The sequence below is a fragment of the Janthinobacterium longum genome (assembly GCF_051380735.1).
In the GTDB taxonomy this organism is placed as follows: domain Bacteria; phylum Pseudomonadota; class Gammaproteobacteria; order Burkholderiales; family Burkholderiaceae_D; genus Janthinobacterium.
Map to the genome: position 1 here is coordinate 1 of NZ_JBNYXQ010000016.1, position 15,375 is coordinate 15,375.

The following is a 15,375-nucleotide window of genomic DNA, read 5'->3' on the forward strand; positions in this document are numbered from 1 at the left end:
GCGGGTCCGAAAAATGTCGAGGGCAAGGCGCAGCGACGACAACAGTACGCATGTACGGTTAGGAGCTGCAACGCAGCCATCGGCATTTTCTCGGGCTCGCGTCTCCGGCCCGCCATTTTTAAGTTTTTACGCCTTGCGCCTTCAAATACGTCAGGCAGCATAATTGAACGGCATTACGGCCAAGTAGCTGTTTTTAGTTGGTGCTTTGTGTGGGTAAGCAGAAAAGCTGCTTGGTCCCCCCGACTGGAATCGAACCAGTATCCCACGCTTAGGAGGCATGTGCACTATCCATTGTGCTACGGGGAGGACGCTGGCCCCGCCGATGTGGCGAAGCGAGCGCAATTATAGCCGACACTGCGCAACTTATCGCAAGATCTGCCTGTGCTGGCGCGACTATCGGTACAATGCGTGCTTCATTCATCCAAATCGGCGGCTGTTTTGCCTGCTTTCTGGCAGGCAGGCGACGGCACCCGAGCACTTTTACTCATTATGGCTGTCATTTCTCTTTCATCGGCGCAACTTGCGTTCGGTCACGTCGCGCTGCTCGATCACGCGGAATTTTCACTGGAAAACTCGGAACGGGTCGGCCTGATCGGCCGCAACGGCACCGGCAAGTCCTCGCTGCTGAAGGTCATCTCGGGCAAGTTCAAGCTCGACGATGGCTTGTTGGTGATGCAGCAAAACATCAAGATCGCGTATGTCGAGCAGGAACCGCAGTTTGAGCCCGAGATGTCGGTGTTCGACGCGGTGGCCTCGGGCATGGGCGAATCGCAGGCATTGCTGAAGGAATACGACGCGCTGACGGGCCAGTTTGGCCAGGGTAACGATGACGAATTGATGGAACGCATGCACGACATCCAGGTCAAGCTCGATGCGGCCGATGCGTGGAGCTTGCCGAACAAGGTTGAAACCGTGCTCGACCGTCTGAACCTGACCGGCGACATGTTGATGAAGACTTTGTCGGGCGGCATGCAGAAGCGCGTGGCGCTGGCGCGCGCGCTGGTCTCGGCGCCTGACGTGCTGCTGTTAGATGAGCCGACCAACCACCTCGATTTCACTTCCATCCTGTGGCTTGAAGGCTTGCTGCGCGACTTCCGTGGCAGTGTGTTGTTTATTACCCACGACCGCTCCTTCCTCGACAATGTGTCCACGCGGATTATCGAACTCGACCGAGGACGCTTGCTGTCGTATCCGGGCAACTTCACCACCTACCAGGCCCGCAAGGCCGAGCAGCTGGAAAACGAAGAAGTGGAAAATGCCAAGTTCGACAAATTCCTGGCACAGGAAGAAGTATGGATACGCAAGGGCGTCAAGGCGCGCCGCGTGCGTGACGAAGGCCGCGTGCGCCGCCTCGAAGCGTTGCGCCTGCAGCGCACCGCCCGCCGCGACCAGCAGGGGCAGGTCAAGCTGGAAGTCGGCTCTGGCGAACGCTCGGGCAAGATCGTGGCCGAGCTGGAAAATGTCAGCAAGCGCTTTGGCGACCGCGTAATCATCGACAACTTCACCGGCACTATCCTGCGCGGCGACAAGGTTGGCCTGATCGGCGCCAACGGCGCCGGCAAGACTACTTTGCTCAAGATGATACTGGGCGAACTGGCACCCGATACCGGATCGGCCAAGCTCGGCACCAAGCTGCAAGTGGCGTACTTCGACCAGATGCGCACCCAGCTCAATGAAGAAGCGAGTCTGATCGAAACGATTTCGCCGGGCAGCGACTGGGTCGAAGTGAACGGCCAGCGCAAGCACTCGATGAGCTACCTGAACGATTTTCTGTTCTCGCCCGAGCGTGCACGCTCGCCGGTCAAGACGCTGTCCGGTGGCGAGCGCAACCGCTTGCTGCTGGCGCGCCTGTTCGCCAAGCCGGCCAACTGCCTGGTGCTCGATGAGCCGACCAACGATCTCGATATCGATACCCTGGAACTGCTGGAAGAGTTGCTGGAAGAATACAAGGGCACCGTATTCCTGGTCAGCCATGACCGCACCTTCCTCGACAACGTCGTCACGCAAGTGATCGTTGCAGAAGGCGCCGGCAAGTGGCGCGAATTCGTCGGCGGCTACACTGACTGGGAGCGCGTGCGCACCTTGCCGGTGGCCGCCGCACCAGCCAGCAAGCCGGCTGTCAAGGCCGAGGCCGCCGCGCCTGCCGCCAAGAAAAAGCTCAGCTATAAGGAGCAGCGCGAACTCGATGAATTGCCGAAGCTGATCGCCAGGCTGGAAGACGAGCAATCGGTGCTGGCGGCCGAATTGTCGCATCCCGACTTCTACAAGAAAACGCCGGCCGAAGGCAAACGCCTGAACGCACGCGTGGCCGAGATCGAAAGCGAATTGCTCGACGCCCTGGAGAAGTGGGAGCTGATCGAGGCGCGCTCAAACGGTTAATTTTTTTTCATCCCTTGTTGTAATTAAGAGCACAATCTTTTGCCGCTAAACGGTCGCGCTTGATATAATTTCATTTTTGCATCAAGGGATGTATGTTTGTTATCAAAAATACGCACTCCGGGCGTGCCCGCCCGATGCGTTTCATGCATTCCCCGCGCGCACTGCCAGGCTTTGCGCGCGGCCCTGCCATGGTAGTGCCGCTTGCGGCCTGCCGGTTCCCGTCTTTCTCGTCAATATGCCTGGCCGCTTGCCGGATCGATGTCGCCGCATTGCGAGCGCGCACGGTGTGACGCATGGCGTGCCGGGACGCCGGATAATTTCTGGTGGGCACTGGAATTGCTGGTAGTATCGTTTGTCAACTGCTTGACTTGTCAAAGATTAAATCCATGTTGATTTTTTTGCATAAAAAGGCGCTTGCCGGCGCCGGCTCGGGGCTGGCGGCTTGGGGTGCCGTGCTGCTGCTGTGCTGCACCCTGGCCAGCCCTTGCGCCATGGCCGATATCAGCGACACCATCAAGCCGTTTGCTGCCACCTCGTATTCCTACGACGACAACCTGATGCGCTTGCCCGATGTGGTGCCGGGTTTTGACGGGCCGCGCGCGGATACCTCACGCCTGCTGCAAGCCGGTTTCCTGGTCAACCGGCCCATCGGCCGACAACTATTGACAGGCCAGGCCAAGTGGTCGAGGGTCAGTTTCAACCGCTACAATCAATTCGATTACGACGGCAAGGATTTCCTGGCCGATCTGGAATGGCATCTCGGCAACCACCTGGAAGGTCATGTGGGCGCCAGCTATGCGCAAACCTTGACGCCTTTCAGCGACTTCCAGAGTACCGTGCGCAATCTGCGCACCGAGCGCCGCGAGTATGTCGACGGCGCCTGGCGCTTTCATCCCAGCTGGCGCGTGCGCAGCGGCATCACGCGCGAGCGCTATTCCTACGACCTGCCGGTGCAGGCGTTTTCGAACTGGATCGAAGACGCGACGGAACTGGGACTGGACTACCTGGCGCCCAGTGGCAGCCGCATCGGCCTGCAGTTGCGCCAACTCGACGGCAGCTATCCGAACCGCCTGGGCGACGCCTCGGCCGTGTACGGCAACGGCTATCGCCAGGATGAGGCCAAGGCCAATATCTATTGGGAGCTGAGCGGCATCACCCAGATCGAGTTTCTCGGCGGCTGGGTACGCCACCGCAACAAGATGCTGGCGGGCCGTGACAGCAGCGGCAACAATGGCCGCCTCAGCGTGTACTGGAAGCCGCTGGGCAAGGTGCAGTTCACGGGCATGGTCTGGCGTGAATTCGGTTCGGTCGACAATTCCCTCGTCACCAGCAGCCTCAATACGGGCGCCAGCCTGGGCAGCGTCTGGACCATCTCGTCCAAGCTGCGCGCCGAAGCGCAACTGCGCCGCGTGCGGCGCGATTTTTCCGCCGTCAGCGGCCTGGTCTTGCCCGGGGACGGCCGCGACACCACCCGCACCGCCTCGCTGGGCCTGACGTATGCGCCGCACCCCAAGGTGCAACTGGGTGCGCGTGCGTTCCACGAGCGGCGCAGCGGCGTGTCCATCATCGATAGTGGCAACTACCGCGCCAAAGGCGTTTCCTTCAATGGCAGCCTGCAGTTTTAAACAATCAACATGACAGTCAACGATATTCCCCTGATTTCCTTTTTTCAAAGGGTCCTTGATCCGCTGGTCATCATGGGGCTGCTTTATCTGCTGGCGTTCGCTTCCGGTTCGCCTTTTACCGGCTATATGCTGGTGCTGATGATACTGTCCATCTTCATTTCGTCGACCGTGTTCCAGCATGTCGACCCTTACCGCACCTGGCGCAGCGGCCGCATGCTGGCGTATGCGCGTGATGTCCTGGTCGGCTGGGGTATCACCGCCATGATCCTGGTCTTCCTCGGCTCGGCCACCGGCCTGGCATATCATTTCGATACCGAGGTGGTGCTGGCCTGGCTGGTCCTCACGCCGTTCGTCCTGCTCGCCTGTCATCTGGCGGCGCGCAAGTTCAGCCTGCGCCCCGACAGCGAGCGCGAGGTGCGCTCGGTGGTGATTATCGGCGCCAATGACGCCAGCCTGAAGCTTGCCGCCACGATTGCGCGCAATCAGAACCTGTTCCTGAGCGTGCACGGCTTTTTCGACGACCGCACCGACGACCGCTGGCCCGAGAAAATGCGCGAGCCGATGCTGGGACGCATGACTGACATCGCCGCCTACGTGCGCGAACACCAGATCAAGATGATCTTCATCAGCCAGCCCATTTCGGCCCAGCCGCGCATCCGCAAGATGCTCGACGAGCTCGAAGACACGACGGCGTCGGTGTATTTCTTGCCCGATATTTATATCTTCGACCTGATGCAGGCGCGCTTCGACAGCGTGGGCGGCATGCCCGTGATCGCCATCCGCGAGTCGCCGTTTACCGGCTATAACAGCATGATCAAGCGCGGCAGCGATATCGTGCTGGGCCTGCTGATCCAGATTTTGCTGCTGCCGGTAATGCTGCTGATCGCCATTGCCATCAAGCTCACGTCAACAGGCCCGGTGATTTTCCGCCAGCGCCGTTACGGCCTGTACGGTGAAGAGATCGTGGTCTACAAGTTCCGTACGATGACGGTGGGCGAGGATGACGACAAGGTGGTGCAGGCCACCAGGAACGACCAGCGCGTGACCAGGCTCGGCGCTTTTCTGCGCCGCAGCTCGCTTGACGAATTGCCGCAATTTTTCAACGTCCTGCAGGGCCGCATGAGCATCGTCGGGCCGCGTCCGCATGCAGTGGTACATAACGAGCAATACCGCAAGCTGATCAAGGGGTATATGCTGCGCCACAAGGTCAAGCCCGGCATCACCGGCTGGGCGCAGGTGAACGGCTTGCGCGGCGAGACCGAGACGCTCGACAAGATGGAGGCGCGCATCCATCTCGATCTCGATTACCTGCGCAACTGGTCGCTCTGGCTCGATTTGTGGATTATGGTGCGCACCGTAAAAGTGGTGCTGGGGCGCGACAATGCGCATTGATGCGCGCACTGGGCGTTGCAGGCTGCCGACGAGGGAAAAGTTGTTTTGTTGACTTCTTAGTGGATTTTTATACAAATACTCTGCCGATTGAACAGGGTCATCTGTATCATTGACAAGATTGTTAACTGTTTGATGCATCTCCATATTTTGTTAGAAACATTTTGCGTTCACCGTGCTGCATCCCAGCGCCGGGCCGCCAAATACTGTCTGTACTGACGCAGCCACTCCCATTATTGCCAAGGAGCACACTTGAATCAAACTAGCCACACCCTTCACGCGTCTTGCGCACCACGCCTGCTGTGCGCCGCGCTTGTCCTGCTGGCTGCTGCCGGCCTGTCCGCCTGCGGCGACAAGGACAAGAAGCCGGGCCAGTCGCTGGCCAGCGTCAATGGCAAGGAAATCACCATCCTGCAGCTCAATGAAGAGCTGCAGCGGGCCGGCGTGCAGGCGCCCCAGCAGGCAACCGCCAGCAAGCAGCTGCTCGAGTCGCTGATCGACCGCCAGTTGCTGCAAAATGAAGCAGAGAAGGAAAAAATCGATCGCGATCCGAAAGTCATGCAGGCGATCGAGCGGGCCAAGGCCCTGATCGTGGCGCAGGCCTATATGCAGAAACGCATCGGTGCCGCCGTGCGCCCGGGCAAGCCGGAAGTCGAGGCCTATTTCACGCAGAATCCGCAATTCTTCGCCCAGCGCAAGCAGTTCGACATGCGCCAGCTGATCTTGCCGACCAGCGCCCTGAACGATGAACTGAAGGCCGTGATCGATGGCGCCAGGTCGCTCGAAGACGTGGCGCAATGGCTCGATGGCCGCAAGATCGCCTATGGCCGCAACCAGGTGTCGCGTACCAGCGCCGACCTGGCGCCGGAACTGAGCAGCAAGCTGGCGGCGATGGCGAAAGGGCAGCTGTTCATCGTGCGCGAAGGCGAGCGCAGCCTGCTGGTGTCGCTGGCTGACGTGAAGGACAGCCCGGTCGGCCTGGATGCGGCTACGCCGCAAATCGAACAATTCCTCGCCAACAAGAAAAGCAAGGATGCCGCCGACGCCGAGCTGAAGCGCCTGCGCGCCAGCGCCAAGATCGAGTATTTCAACAAGGACCCGGTCCCGGTCCCGGTCCCGGCCACGGCGCCGGCCGGCACGCCGGCGGCCCCGGCAGCGGCAGCCCCGGCGGGCAGCACCAATGAAGCCAATGAGCGTGGCGTGGCCGGCTTGAAATAAGCGTGGCCTGGGCATTACCTAATATCTGCTTCAACAACAGCACCAACCTGAAAGTATCAGTCATCATGAAACGACTCGCAAACTGGATAATGGCAGCCTTTTTGTTGCTGGCCGCCGGCATGGCCGGCGCCGCCGATGTGCCGATCGGTGCCGGTGACGTCCTGAAAATCTCCGTCTACGGCAACCCTGACCTGGGCCTGGAGACGCGCGTGAGCGAGGCGGGCCAGATCACCTTCCCGCTGGTGGGTGCGGTCGATATCGGCGGCCTGTCGGCTTCGGCGGCGGAAAAGAAACTCGGCGGCCTGCTCGAGAGCGGCGGCTACCTGCGCAAGGCGCAAGTCAACATCATCGTCACCAGCCTGCAAAGCCAGCAGGCTTCGGTGCTGGGACAGGTCAACCGCCCGGGCCGCTATCCGCTGGAAGGCAAGCGCACCGTGATGGACATGCTTGCCATGGCCGGCGGCATGAATCCCGAAGGGTCGGACCAGGTCAGCCTGATACGCAAGCGCGCAGGCGCCACTTCGCGTGAAGTGATCGACATCCTCGACATCGTGCGCAATGGCGACCTGAAGGGCGACATGGAGGTGTCGGGCAACGATATCATCTACGTCGAGCGCGCGCCGCGCTTCTATATCTATGGCGAAGTCCAGCGCCCCGGCGCCTTCCGCCTGGAACGCAACATGACCGTGGTGCAGGCGCTGGCTGTCGGCGGCGGCCTGACACAGCGCGGTACCGAACGCGGCGTACGCATCAAGCGCCGCAATGCGGCCGGCCAGGTCGAAGTGATACAGGCCAGGCACGACGACCTGCTGCTGGTCGACGATGTCGTGTATGTCCAGGAAAGCCTGTTTTAAGCGCGTACCTGCGCCTTATCGTGAAGTATTGAAAGTCTCGACATGAATCTCTCCCAACTGTTGCTGATCCTGCGGGCCCGCAAGACCATCGTCTTGCTGACCCTGCTGATCACCGTCGCGCTGGCGCTCGGTGTCAGCCTGGTCTTGCCGAAGACCTACAAGGCCACCAGCACCTTGCTGATGAACTACAAGGGCATCGATCCCCTGACCGGCGCGACCCTGCCGGGGCAGCTGCTGCCCGGCTACATGGCGACCCAGGTCGACATTATCGGCAGCAAGAACGTCGCGCTGCGCGTGGTCGACCAGCTCGGGCTCGATCGCAGCCCGGCCGTCATCGCCCAGTTCAATGAGGCGGCGAAAGGCAAGGGCACGGTGCGCGACTGGCTGGCCGACCTGCTGCTGAAAAAACTCGAAGTGATGCCTTCGCGCGAAAGCAGCGTGGTCGACATCAGCTTCAAGGGCGCCGACCCGCAATTCGTGGCGAACGTGTCGAATGCGTTTGCCGAGCAATACCAGAAGGTCAGCATCCAGCTGAAAGTCGATCCGATGCGCAAGGCGACGACCTATTTCGACGACCAGACCAAATTGCTGCGCGATAACGTGGAACAGGCGCAAAGCCGCTTGTCGAAATACCAGCAGGACAATGGCATCGTCAGCCTCGACAACCGTCTCGACGTGGAATCGAACCGCCTGAACGACCTGTCGGCCCAGCTGGTGATCGCCCAGGGCCAGGCGATGGAAGCCAATTCGCGCCAGCGCATGGCGTCCGGCGGCAACACGGCCGAATCGCCCGACGTGGCCGCGAACCCGCTGATCCAGAGCCTCAAACTGGGTCTGGGCAATGCCGAAGGCAAGCTGGCCGAACTGAGCCAGCGCCTGGACCGCAATCACCCGCAATACCAGAGCGCCAAGGCCGAAGTCGACAAGCTGCGCCGCGACCTGGCCGAGCAGACCCGCGCCACCTCCCAGAGCGTGGGGAACAATGCGCAGATTTTGCAACAGCGCGAGGAGTCGATCCGCGCCGCCCTGGCCGCGCAAAAGGCCAAGGTGCTGGAACTGAACCGCGCCCGCGATGAAATGGGCGTCATGAGCAAGGATGTGGAAAGCGCCCAGCGCGCCTTCGACGTGACCTCGCAGCGCCTGTCGCAAACGCGCATCGAAGGCCAGGCCAACCAGTCCGATATCGCCATCCTCAATCCGGCCGTGGCGCCGATCGAACCGGACAGCCCGAAGATCCCGCGCAACGTCATGCTGTCGATTTTCCTCGGTATCATGCTCGGCTGCGGCATCGCCTTGCTGGCCGAATTGCTGGACCGCCGCATCCGTTCCGACCAGGACCTGAGCGAGGTGCTGCAGATACCAGTGTTTGGCGTGGTTGACTGGAAACCGAAAAAGCGCCGCCTGCGCGGCCTGCGTGGCTTGCTGTCGCGCCGCCTGCGCCCCAATTGAGATGGAAGCGAACATGACTTCAAGTGCACATATCCCGAACAGCCAGCCCCAGCCCCAGCCACGCGGTGCCGACTCCAGTATTGGCGGCCTGCTGCTCGAATCGGGCAAGATCACGCCGGAAAACGCCGAGCGCGTGCTGCGCATGCAAAAGGAGCTGGGCATCCGCTTCGGCGAAGCAGCGCAGCGCCTGGGGCTGATTACGGAAGCGGACATCCAGCAAGTGCTGGCGCGCCAGTTCGACTATCCGTATTTGCAGCCGGGCGTCGGCAAATATCCGCAGGAACTGGTGGCCGCTTACCAACCGTTCAGCTCGCAGGTGGAAACCCTGCGCGCCGTGCGCAGCCAGCTGATGCTGCGCTGGTTTGCCCGTGGCAGCAAGTCGCTGGTGGTGCTGGGCATGGAACCTGGCGATGGCGCCAGCCTGTTTACGGCCAACCTGGCGGTGGTGTTTTCCCAGCTGGGCGAGCACACCTTGCTGGTCGACGCCAACCTGCGCACGCCGCGCCAGCATGACATCTTCGACCTGAAAACACGCCAGGGCCTGTCCGACGTTCTGGCCGGACGTGCCGAGCTCGACGTCATCGCCAAAGTGGAATCGTTTGTCGCCCTGTCGGTGCTGGCGGCCGGCACCTTGCCGCCAAATCCACAGGAATTGCTCAGCCGTACTTCCTTTGTCACGCTCAACAAGCAACTGGAAAGCCGCTACGACGCGGTGCTGTACGACGTGCCGGCCTACACCACCGGTTCCGACGCGATCGCGGTGGCCGCGCGTGCCGGCGGCGTGCTGCTGGTGGCGCGCAAGAACAAGACACCGATGGCGGACGTGGCCGCCATGTCCGAGCAGATGACGCAAAGCGGGGCCCAGGTGGTCGGTTCCGTGATGGTTGATTTTTGATGGTTGCGCGTGGCCACGCCATTCCGCCGGCCCGTACTGGCCGCTTTGCGCTGCCAGACTGGCTGCCGCTGGCGCTGGGCTTCCTGGCCATGCTGCTGCCCAGCTTGGTTGGGCTGTTTCGCGGCATCTGGTTGACCGAAGAGCAGGCGCACGGCCCGATCATCCTGGCCCTGTCGCTGTGGCTAATCTACCGCAAGTGGCCCGACATGCTGGCGGCCAGCAGCGGCGCAGCGGCCAGCCGCGCCGGCTGGCCGCTGCTGGTGCTTTCCCTGCTGTTGTACGTGCTGGGCCGCTCGCAGCAGATATTGTCGCTGGAAATCCTGGCCCTGATCGGCACCGGCCTGGCGCTGCTGCTGATCAAGCGCGGCCGTCCCGCCGCCCGCCTGCTGTGGTTCCCGTTCTTTTTCATGCTGTTCATGGTGCCGCTGCCGCTGCCGCTGGTGACCACCCTGACCATGCCGATGAAGATGGCCGTGTCCTATGTCACCGAACACCTGCTGTTCCTGGCCGGCTATCCGATCGCGCGCACCGGCGTGATCCTGCAGATCGGCCAGTACCAGTTGCTGGTGGCCGACGCCTGCGCCGGCCTGCAGACCCTGCTCACGCTCGAAGCGCTGGGGCTGTTCTACCTGAACCTGGTGCGCCACACCTCGCCGTTCCGCAATATCGTGCTGGCGCTGTTGATCGTGCCCATTTCGTTTACCGCCAATGTCATCCGCGTGATGACGCTGACCCTGATCACCTATTATTTCGGCGACGCGGCCGGCCAGGGCTTTTTGCATGGCTTTGCCGGCATGGTGCTGTTCATCAGCGCGCTGTTGCTGATCCTCTCCGTTGATTCCCTGCTGCAGTGGATCGTGCGCAAGCGCGGTGGCGCAAGCGCGCCAGTTGCGGGAGTGGCGCCATGAATGCCTCGCTACGCATGAATGTGCTGCTGGGCGCCTTGCTGCTGGGCGCCGCCATCCTCAGCCGCGCGGTGGCGCCCGGCGTGAAAATGTCGGACCAGCGCCCCAGCTTTTCGCTGGAAGCGGCGATACCGCAGGCGTTTGGCGAATGGCGCCTCGACCCCACCCTGGTGCCGCTGCAGGTCGATCCGGAAACCCGGTCGCGCCTGGACAAGATCTATAACCAGACCCTGTCGCGCACCTATGTCAATCCGCGCGGCGAACGGGTGATGCTGTCGATCGCGTATGGCGGCGACCAGAGCGACAACATGAGCGTGCACAAGCCCGAGGTATGCTACGCCGCGCAAGGCTTCCAGGTCGAGCGCGACGAATACGGCGAGCTGGCCTCGCCGTACGGCAAGCTGCCGGTCAAGCGCCTGCTGGCGGTGAGCGGCAACCGCAGCGAACCGATCACCTACTGGATCACGGTAGGCAACAGGATCAGCAAGGTCGGCCTGCAGCAGCGGCTTGAACAATTGCGCTACGGGCTGACCGGCACCGTTGCTGACGCCATGCTGTTTCGCGTTTCCAATATCGACACCGACTTGCCGCACTCGTATCAGTTGCAGGCCAATTTCGTCAACAGCCTGCTGGCCAGCATGCCGGCGGCCGAGCGTAGCCGGCTGATCGGCACGCCGGCGGGCTGAGACGCGCCCACGGCGCCCGTCGCCGTGGCAGATAGTGAGAATCATGGGCAGCGATATCAATCAAAAAAGCGTCAGCGCCGTCAAGTGGGCGGCGATGGGCACGGTCTGCATGTTCGGCCTGCAACTGGTCACGCAAGTGCTGCTGGCGCGCCTGCTGGGACCCGAGAGCTACGGCTTGTTTGCAATGGGCTTGCTTGTCATGACGTTCAGCAATTTCCTCGCCGATTTCGGCTTTTCCTGGGGCCTGGTGCAAAACCAGACGCTGAGCGAGGAAGACGTGCGCTTCACGGTGACCTGGCAGGCGATCACGGGGCTGGCGGCAATGGCCTTGCTGTTTGTCGTCGCGCCATGGGTAGCGGTGTATTTCAATGAGCCGCGCATCGCCCCGGTGATCACCTGGATGAGCCTGACCTGCGTGCTCAATGCGCTGACGGCGACCGGCAGCGGCCTGCTGCGCCGCCAGCTCGATTTCCGCGCGCTCAACATCATCCAGCTGACCAGCTATATCTTCGGCTACCTGATAATCGGCCTGTCGATGGCGTATGCCGGCGCCGGCGTGTGGACCCTGGTCTGCGCCTGGCTGGGCCAGTCGGCCACGGCGCTGCTGCTGACCTATGCGCGCACGCGCTTTTCGCTGCGCCCGCTGCTGTGGTACGAGGGCGCGCGCCGCTCGACGCATGTGGGCCTGACGGTGTTCGTGACGAATCTGTGCAACTGGTTCCTGAACAACCTGGACCGCGTCTTCCTGGGCCGCTTCCTCGCCGCCCATGCGGTCGGCGTGTATGCGGTCGGCTACAACCTGGCCAATACGCCCAACGGACTGTTCCTGAATGCCCTGCAGCCGGCGTTTCTCGCCACCGGTGCCAAGCTGCAGGACGACTTGCCGCGCCTGCGCGACATGTATGTGTCGGTGTTGGCGACCATCTGGATCGTGATCCTGCCGCTGTTCGTGCTGCTGGCGGTGACGGCACCGGCCCTGATCGGCGTCTTGTACGGTACCGTCTGGCAAGAGTCCGGCATGGTGCTGGCGATCCTGGGGCTGGCCATGCCGGCCTATATCACCTGGGGCATGTCCACCCCCATCTTGTGGAATACCGGCGGCAAGCACCTGGAAAGCCTGCTGCAGCTGCCGCTGATCGCAGCTGCTGCCGCGCTGCTGTTCTTGTTTGCGGGGCAGGGCGCGGCCACGGTGGCGCTGATCGCCGCCGCAACCTTGCTGGCGCGCGCGCTGGTGGTGGGCACGGCCGCCTGCCGGCGCTTGCACGTGGGCCTGCGCGAGCTGGCGCCGCTGGCGGCGCGTGGCGTCGCCATGGCCTTGGTGGCCGGCGCCGGCAGCTGGGGCGGCACGGTGCTGGGCGGCATGGCCGGCAGCCATCCGCTGCCCGCTTTCCTCGGTGGCGCAGTGCTGGGCGGGGCGCTGCTGCTGGCCGCCGTGCTGGCCTGGCCGCCTTTGCTGGGCCTGCGCGTGGTGGGCATGCTGGGGCGTTTCAGTCCGCCCGTGCCGGCCAAAGCCATCCGCTATTTGCACGCCCGCTGTGGCGTGCGTGACAAGCTGAACGAACCGCGAGAACCACATGAGTGACATACTGTTTGGCCTGTTTGCACTGGTCGCCGCGCTGGTGGTGGTGTTCGTCATCGCCTTGAGCATCCATTGGGGCAGCAAGCGCGAGACCGGCCTGGTGCCTTATGTGTACTACCCGGTGCTGCTGTCGATTGCCGTCACCGCCATGTTGTCGAACCGCGATTTTTCGGTCAGCGAAATCCTGCTGGGGGTGCAGGCGGTGGTGCGCCACCCGGCCAGCATCTGGCTTGGCCGGCTTACCTCGCTGTTCGTGATTTTTGCCTGCGGCGAGCGCATCCTGCACCGCATGATGACGCGCGAAAAAACCCAGCCGCTGCCGCTGCTGCTGTTCTGGGCCTTCGTACTGTATTTCCTCTCCAATATCGTCAGCCCGGGCCTGTTTGGCCAGCATATGGAAGTCTCGCACGAGTATCTGTACATGTTCCTGGCCGGCTGCGCCGCCATGCTGATGACGCCGAAGGAGGTGGGCATGAGCATCGTTTCCATGCGCAACGCCAACTTGTTGTTCCTGGTGCTCAGCGCGGCCATGCTGGCCTGGAAACCGAACATGATCATCGTCAAGGACTACCACGGGCTGCTGCCTTTTCTCACCATTCGCTATGCGGGCCTGGCCAGCCACCCCAACGTGCTGGCGCCGATGGTGGTGGTGTTCCTGCTGTGCCTGTGGAACAAGCCGTATGCCTGGCGTCCGCTGAACCTGTTCGCCTGGGCCGTGGGGCTGGCCAGCCTGCTGCTGGCGCAATCGAAAACCAACTGGATCGCCTGCATCCTGTGCTTTGGCTGTATCGCGTATTTCGGTTTCCGCGAACAGATCAGGGAGCGCCTGTTCGATTACCGGCGCCCGCAGCTGTCGATCATTGCCATCTTCTGCCTTATCCTGCTGTGCAGCTCGGGCGTGCTGATGCTGATGTTCGGCGGCCTGGACGCCAGTCTGGCGCGCTTCGCCTCGAGCAGCGAAGGGTTTGAATTGCTGAGCCTGACGGGGCGCGACCTGATCTGGCAGGTGGCGGTGCAGGAGTGGCACAAGAATCCCATGTTCGGCTATGGCCTGTTGCTGTGGGATGATGCGTTTCGCGCCAGCATCGGCATGCCTTATGCGACGCATGCGCACAGCCAGTTTTACCAGAGCCTGGCCAGCGCCGGCACCATCGGTGCTGTCGGCCTGGTGCTGTACTCGCTGGTGCTGCTGTACGCTTCGGCACGCACGGCCAAGGCCAGTTCCGGCATGTCGATGGCGCTGTTCGTGCTGATCGCCAGCCGTTCCTTCAGCGAGGTGCCGCTGTCGCTGTCCGGCTTTGCCGCCGAAGCGCTGACGCATGTGCTGCTGCTCATTATCGTCACCGCCTATTATCCGGTGGCCGACAAACAGGCCGTCAGGGCCCGCAAGGTGCGCATACCGGGGGTGGTTTGATGCTGTGTTCGGTTGTCATTCCGCTCTATAACAAAGCGCCGTATATCGACGCTGCCCTGGCCTCGGTACTGGCGCAAACCCATGCCGACTGGGAAGTGGTGGTGGTTGACGATGGATCGAGCGACGACGGGCCGGCGCGCGTGCAGGCCTGCCTTGATCCGCGCGTGCGGCTGGTGCGCCAGGCCAACGGCGGCGTGTCGCGCGCGCGCAACCGCGGCATCGCCGAAGCGCGCGGCGAACTGGTGTGTTTCCTCGATGCCGATGACTGGTACGCGCCCGACTACCTGCGCACGCAGGTCGGCATGGCGCTGGCTTATCCCGCCGAGTCCTATTTTGCCACCGGTTTCAAGGCCGTCACGCCGGGCGCCGATGCGCGCCTTGCCGCGGCGCCGGCCTTGCCGCAGGATGTCGAGCTGGTCGATGATTTCTATGCGCGGTGCAATCGGCAGTGGATCTCCTTCTTTACCAGTTCGGTGGCCGCCAGGCGCAGTGCGCTGTTGCCTTTGCAGCCGTGTTTTCCCGAAGGCGAGCAGTTCGGCGAAGACCTGGACCTGTGGTTCCGCCTGGCCGAACGCCATCGCCTGGTGCAGACGGCGCTGCCGCTGGTGGCTTACCGGCTGGACGTGGGCGGCAGCCTGAGCGCCATCTCCGGGCGCGACGTGGTGCTGCCCGTGTTTGCCCGCCTGGAACAGCGCGCCCGCAGCTGGCCGGCCAGTGATCCGGCGCGCCGGCCGGCCTTGCTGCTGGTGTCGAATGCGCGCGTGGTGGTAGCGCGCGAACTGCTCGAAGCGGGCCGGCGTAGCGCGGCGCTGGCCGAAATGGGGCGCGCCATGCGCGACGGCGTCACCCGACACTGGTACAGTACGGCCATCATGTGTTTGCTGTTTACCCCAAGCATGACCAGACGCTGGTCGGCATGGCGAAAGTCACGCATCACCGCTTGAACCAGTCGTTGCCGACAGGCATTTCGGTATAATTGCAG

The 15,375-nt window shown here is 62.5% G+C and carries 12 protein-coding genes and 1 tRNA gene; 12 read left to right on the forward strand and 1 reads right to left on the reverse strand.

The window, feature by feature from the left end; translation table 11 throughout:
* Positions 1 to 231: 231 nt before the first annotated feature.
* Positions 232 to 306: transfer RNA gene (locus ACQ4WM_RS24075), tRNA-Arg, on the reverse strand.
* Between the two features lie 183 nt (positions 307 to 489).
* Here ACQ4WM_RS24075 and ACQ4WM_RS24080 point away from each other — a divergent pair.
* The 12 genes from ACQ4WM_RS24080 to ACQ4WM_RS24135 all read left to right on the forward strand — a co-directional run bounded on the left by ACQ4WM_RS24080 (position 490) and on the right by ACQ4WM_RS24135 (position 15,337).
* Positions 490 to 2,379, forward strand: a complete 1,890-nt coding sequence (locus tag ACQ4WM_RS24080; protein ID WP_436549182.1) for an ATP-binding cassette domain-containing protein — start codon at positions 490 to 492, stop codon at positions 2,377 to 2,379.
* A gap of 386 nt (positions 2,380 to 2,765) precedes the next feature.
* Positions 2,766 to 4,004, forward strand: coding sequence for an XrtB/PEP-CTERM-associated polysaccharide biosynthesis outer membrane protein EpsL (epsL, locus tag ACQ4WM_RS24085; RefSeq protein WP_436549183.1), 1,239 nt, complete (start codon positions 2,766 to 2,768; stop codon positions 4,002 to 4,004).
* A gap of 9 nt (positions 4,005 to 4,013) precedes the next feature.
* Positions 4,014 to 5,396: an undecaprenyl-phosphate glucose phosphotransferase gene (locus tag ACQ4WM_RS24090; protein ID WP_436549184.1), complete on the forward strand. Its 1,383-nt coding sequence runs from the start codon at positions 4,014 to 4,016 to the stop codon at positions 5,394 to 5,396.
* Positions 5,397 to 5,645: 249 nt separating this feature from the next.
* Positions 5,646 to 6,611 carry an EpsD family peptidyl-prolyl cis-trans isomerase gene (locus ACQ4WM_RS24095; protein ID WP_436549185.1) on the forward strand — a complete coding sequence of 322 codons (966 nt, stop codon included), beginning with the start codon at positions 5,646 to 5,648 and terminating at the stop codon, positions 6,609 to 6,611.
* A gap of 65 nt (positions 6,612 to 6,676) precedes the next feature.
* Positions 6,677 to 7,465, forward strand: coding sequence for a polysaccharide export protein EpsE (gene epsE, locus ACQ4WM_RS24100; RefSeq protein WP_436549186.1), 789 nt, complete (start codon positions 6,677 to 6,679; stop codon positions 7,463 to 7,465).
* Between the two features lie 42 nt (positions 7,466 to 7,507).
* Positions 7,508 to 8,914, forward strand: coding sequence for a chain length determinant protein EpsF (gene epsF, locus ACQ4WM_RS24105; RefSeq protein ID WP_436549187.1), 1,407 nt, complete (start codon positions 7,508 to 7,510; stop codon positions 8,912 to 8,914).
* Positions 8,915 to 8,927: 13 nt separating this feature from the next.
* The gene (gene epsG, locus ACQ4WM_RS24110) at positions 8,928 to 9,809 is read left to right on the forward strand and encodes a chain length determinant protein tyrosine kinase EpsG (RefSeq protein WP_436549188.1); all 882 of its coding nucleotides are present in this window, start codon (positions 8,928 to 8,930) and stop codon (positions 9,807 to 9,809) included.
* Positions 9,809 to 10,717 (forward strand): exosortase B, encoded by a 909-nt coding sequence (xrtB, locus tag ACQ4WM_RS24115; protein ID WP_436549189.1) that lies wholly within the window; start codon positions 9,809 to 9,811, stop codon positions 10,715 to 10,717. Before epsG ends, xrtB begins: the two co-directional genes overlap by 1 nt.
* The gene (epsI, locus tag ACQ4WM_RS24120) at positions 10,714 to 11,400 is read left to right on the forward strand and encodes an exosortase-associated protein EpsI, B-type (RefSeq protein WP_436549190.1); all 687 of its coding nucleotides are present in this window, start codon (positions 10,714 to 10,716) and stop codon (positions 11,398 to 11,400) included. The genes xrtB and epsI overlap by 4 nt, the downstream gene beginning before the upstream one ends.
* A 43-nt stretch (positions 11,401 to 11,443) precedes the next feature.
* Positions 11,444 to 12,982, forward strand: a complete 1,539-nt coding sequence (locus ACQ4WM_RS24125; RefSeq protein ID WP_436549191.1) for a lipopolysaccharide biosynthesis protein — start codon at positions 11,444 to 11,446, stop codon at positions 12,980 to 12,982.
* Complete coding sequence (locus ACQ4WM_RS24130) at positions 12,975 to 14,393, forward strand: O-antigen ligase family protein (RefSeq protein WP_436549192.1); 1,419 nt, start codon at positions 12,975 to 12,977, stop codon at positions 14,391 to 14,393. The genes ACQ4WM_RS24125 and ACQ4WM_RS24130 overlap by 8 nt, the downstream gene beginning before the upstream one ends.
* Positions 14,393 to 15,337, forward strand: coding sequence for a glycosyltransferase family 2 protein (locus ACQ4WM_RS24135; protein ID WP_436549193.1), 945 nt, complete (start codon positions 14,393 to 14,395; stop codon positions 15,335 to 15,337). The genes ACQ4WM_RS24130 and ACQ4WM_RS24135 overlap by 1 nt, the downstream gene beginning before the upstream one ends.
* Positions 15,338 to 15,375 lie beyond the last annotated feature (38 nt).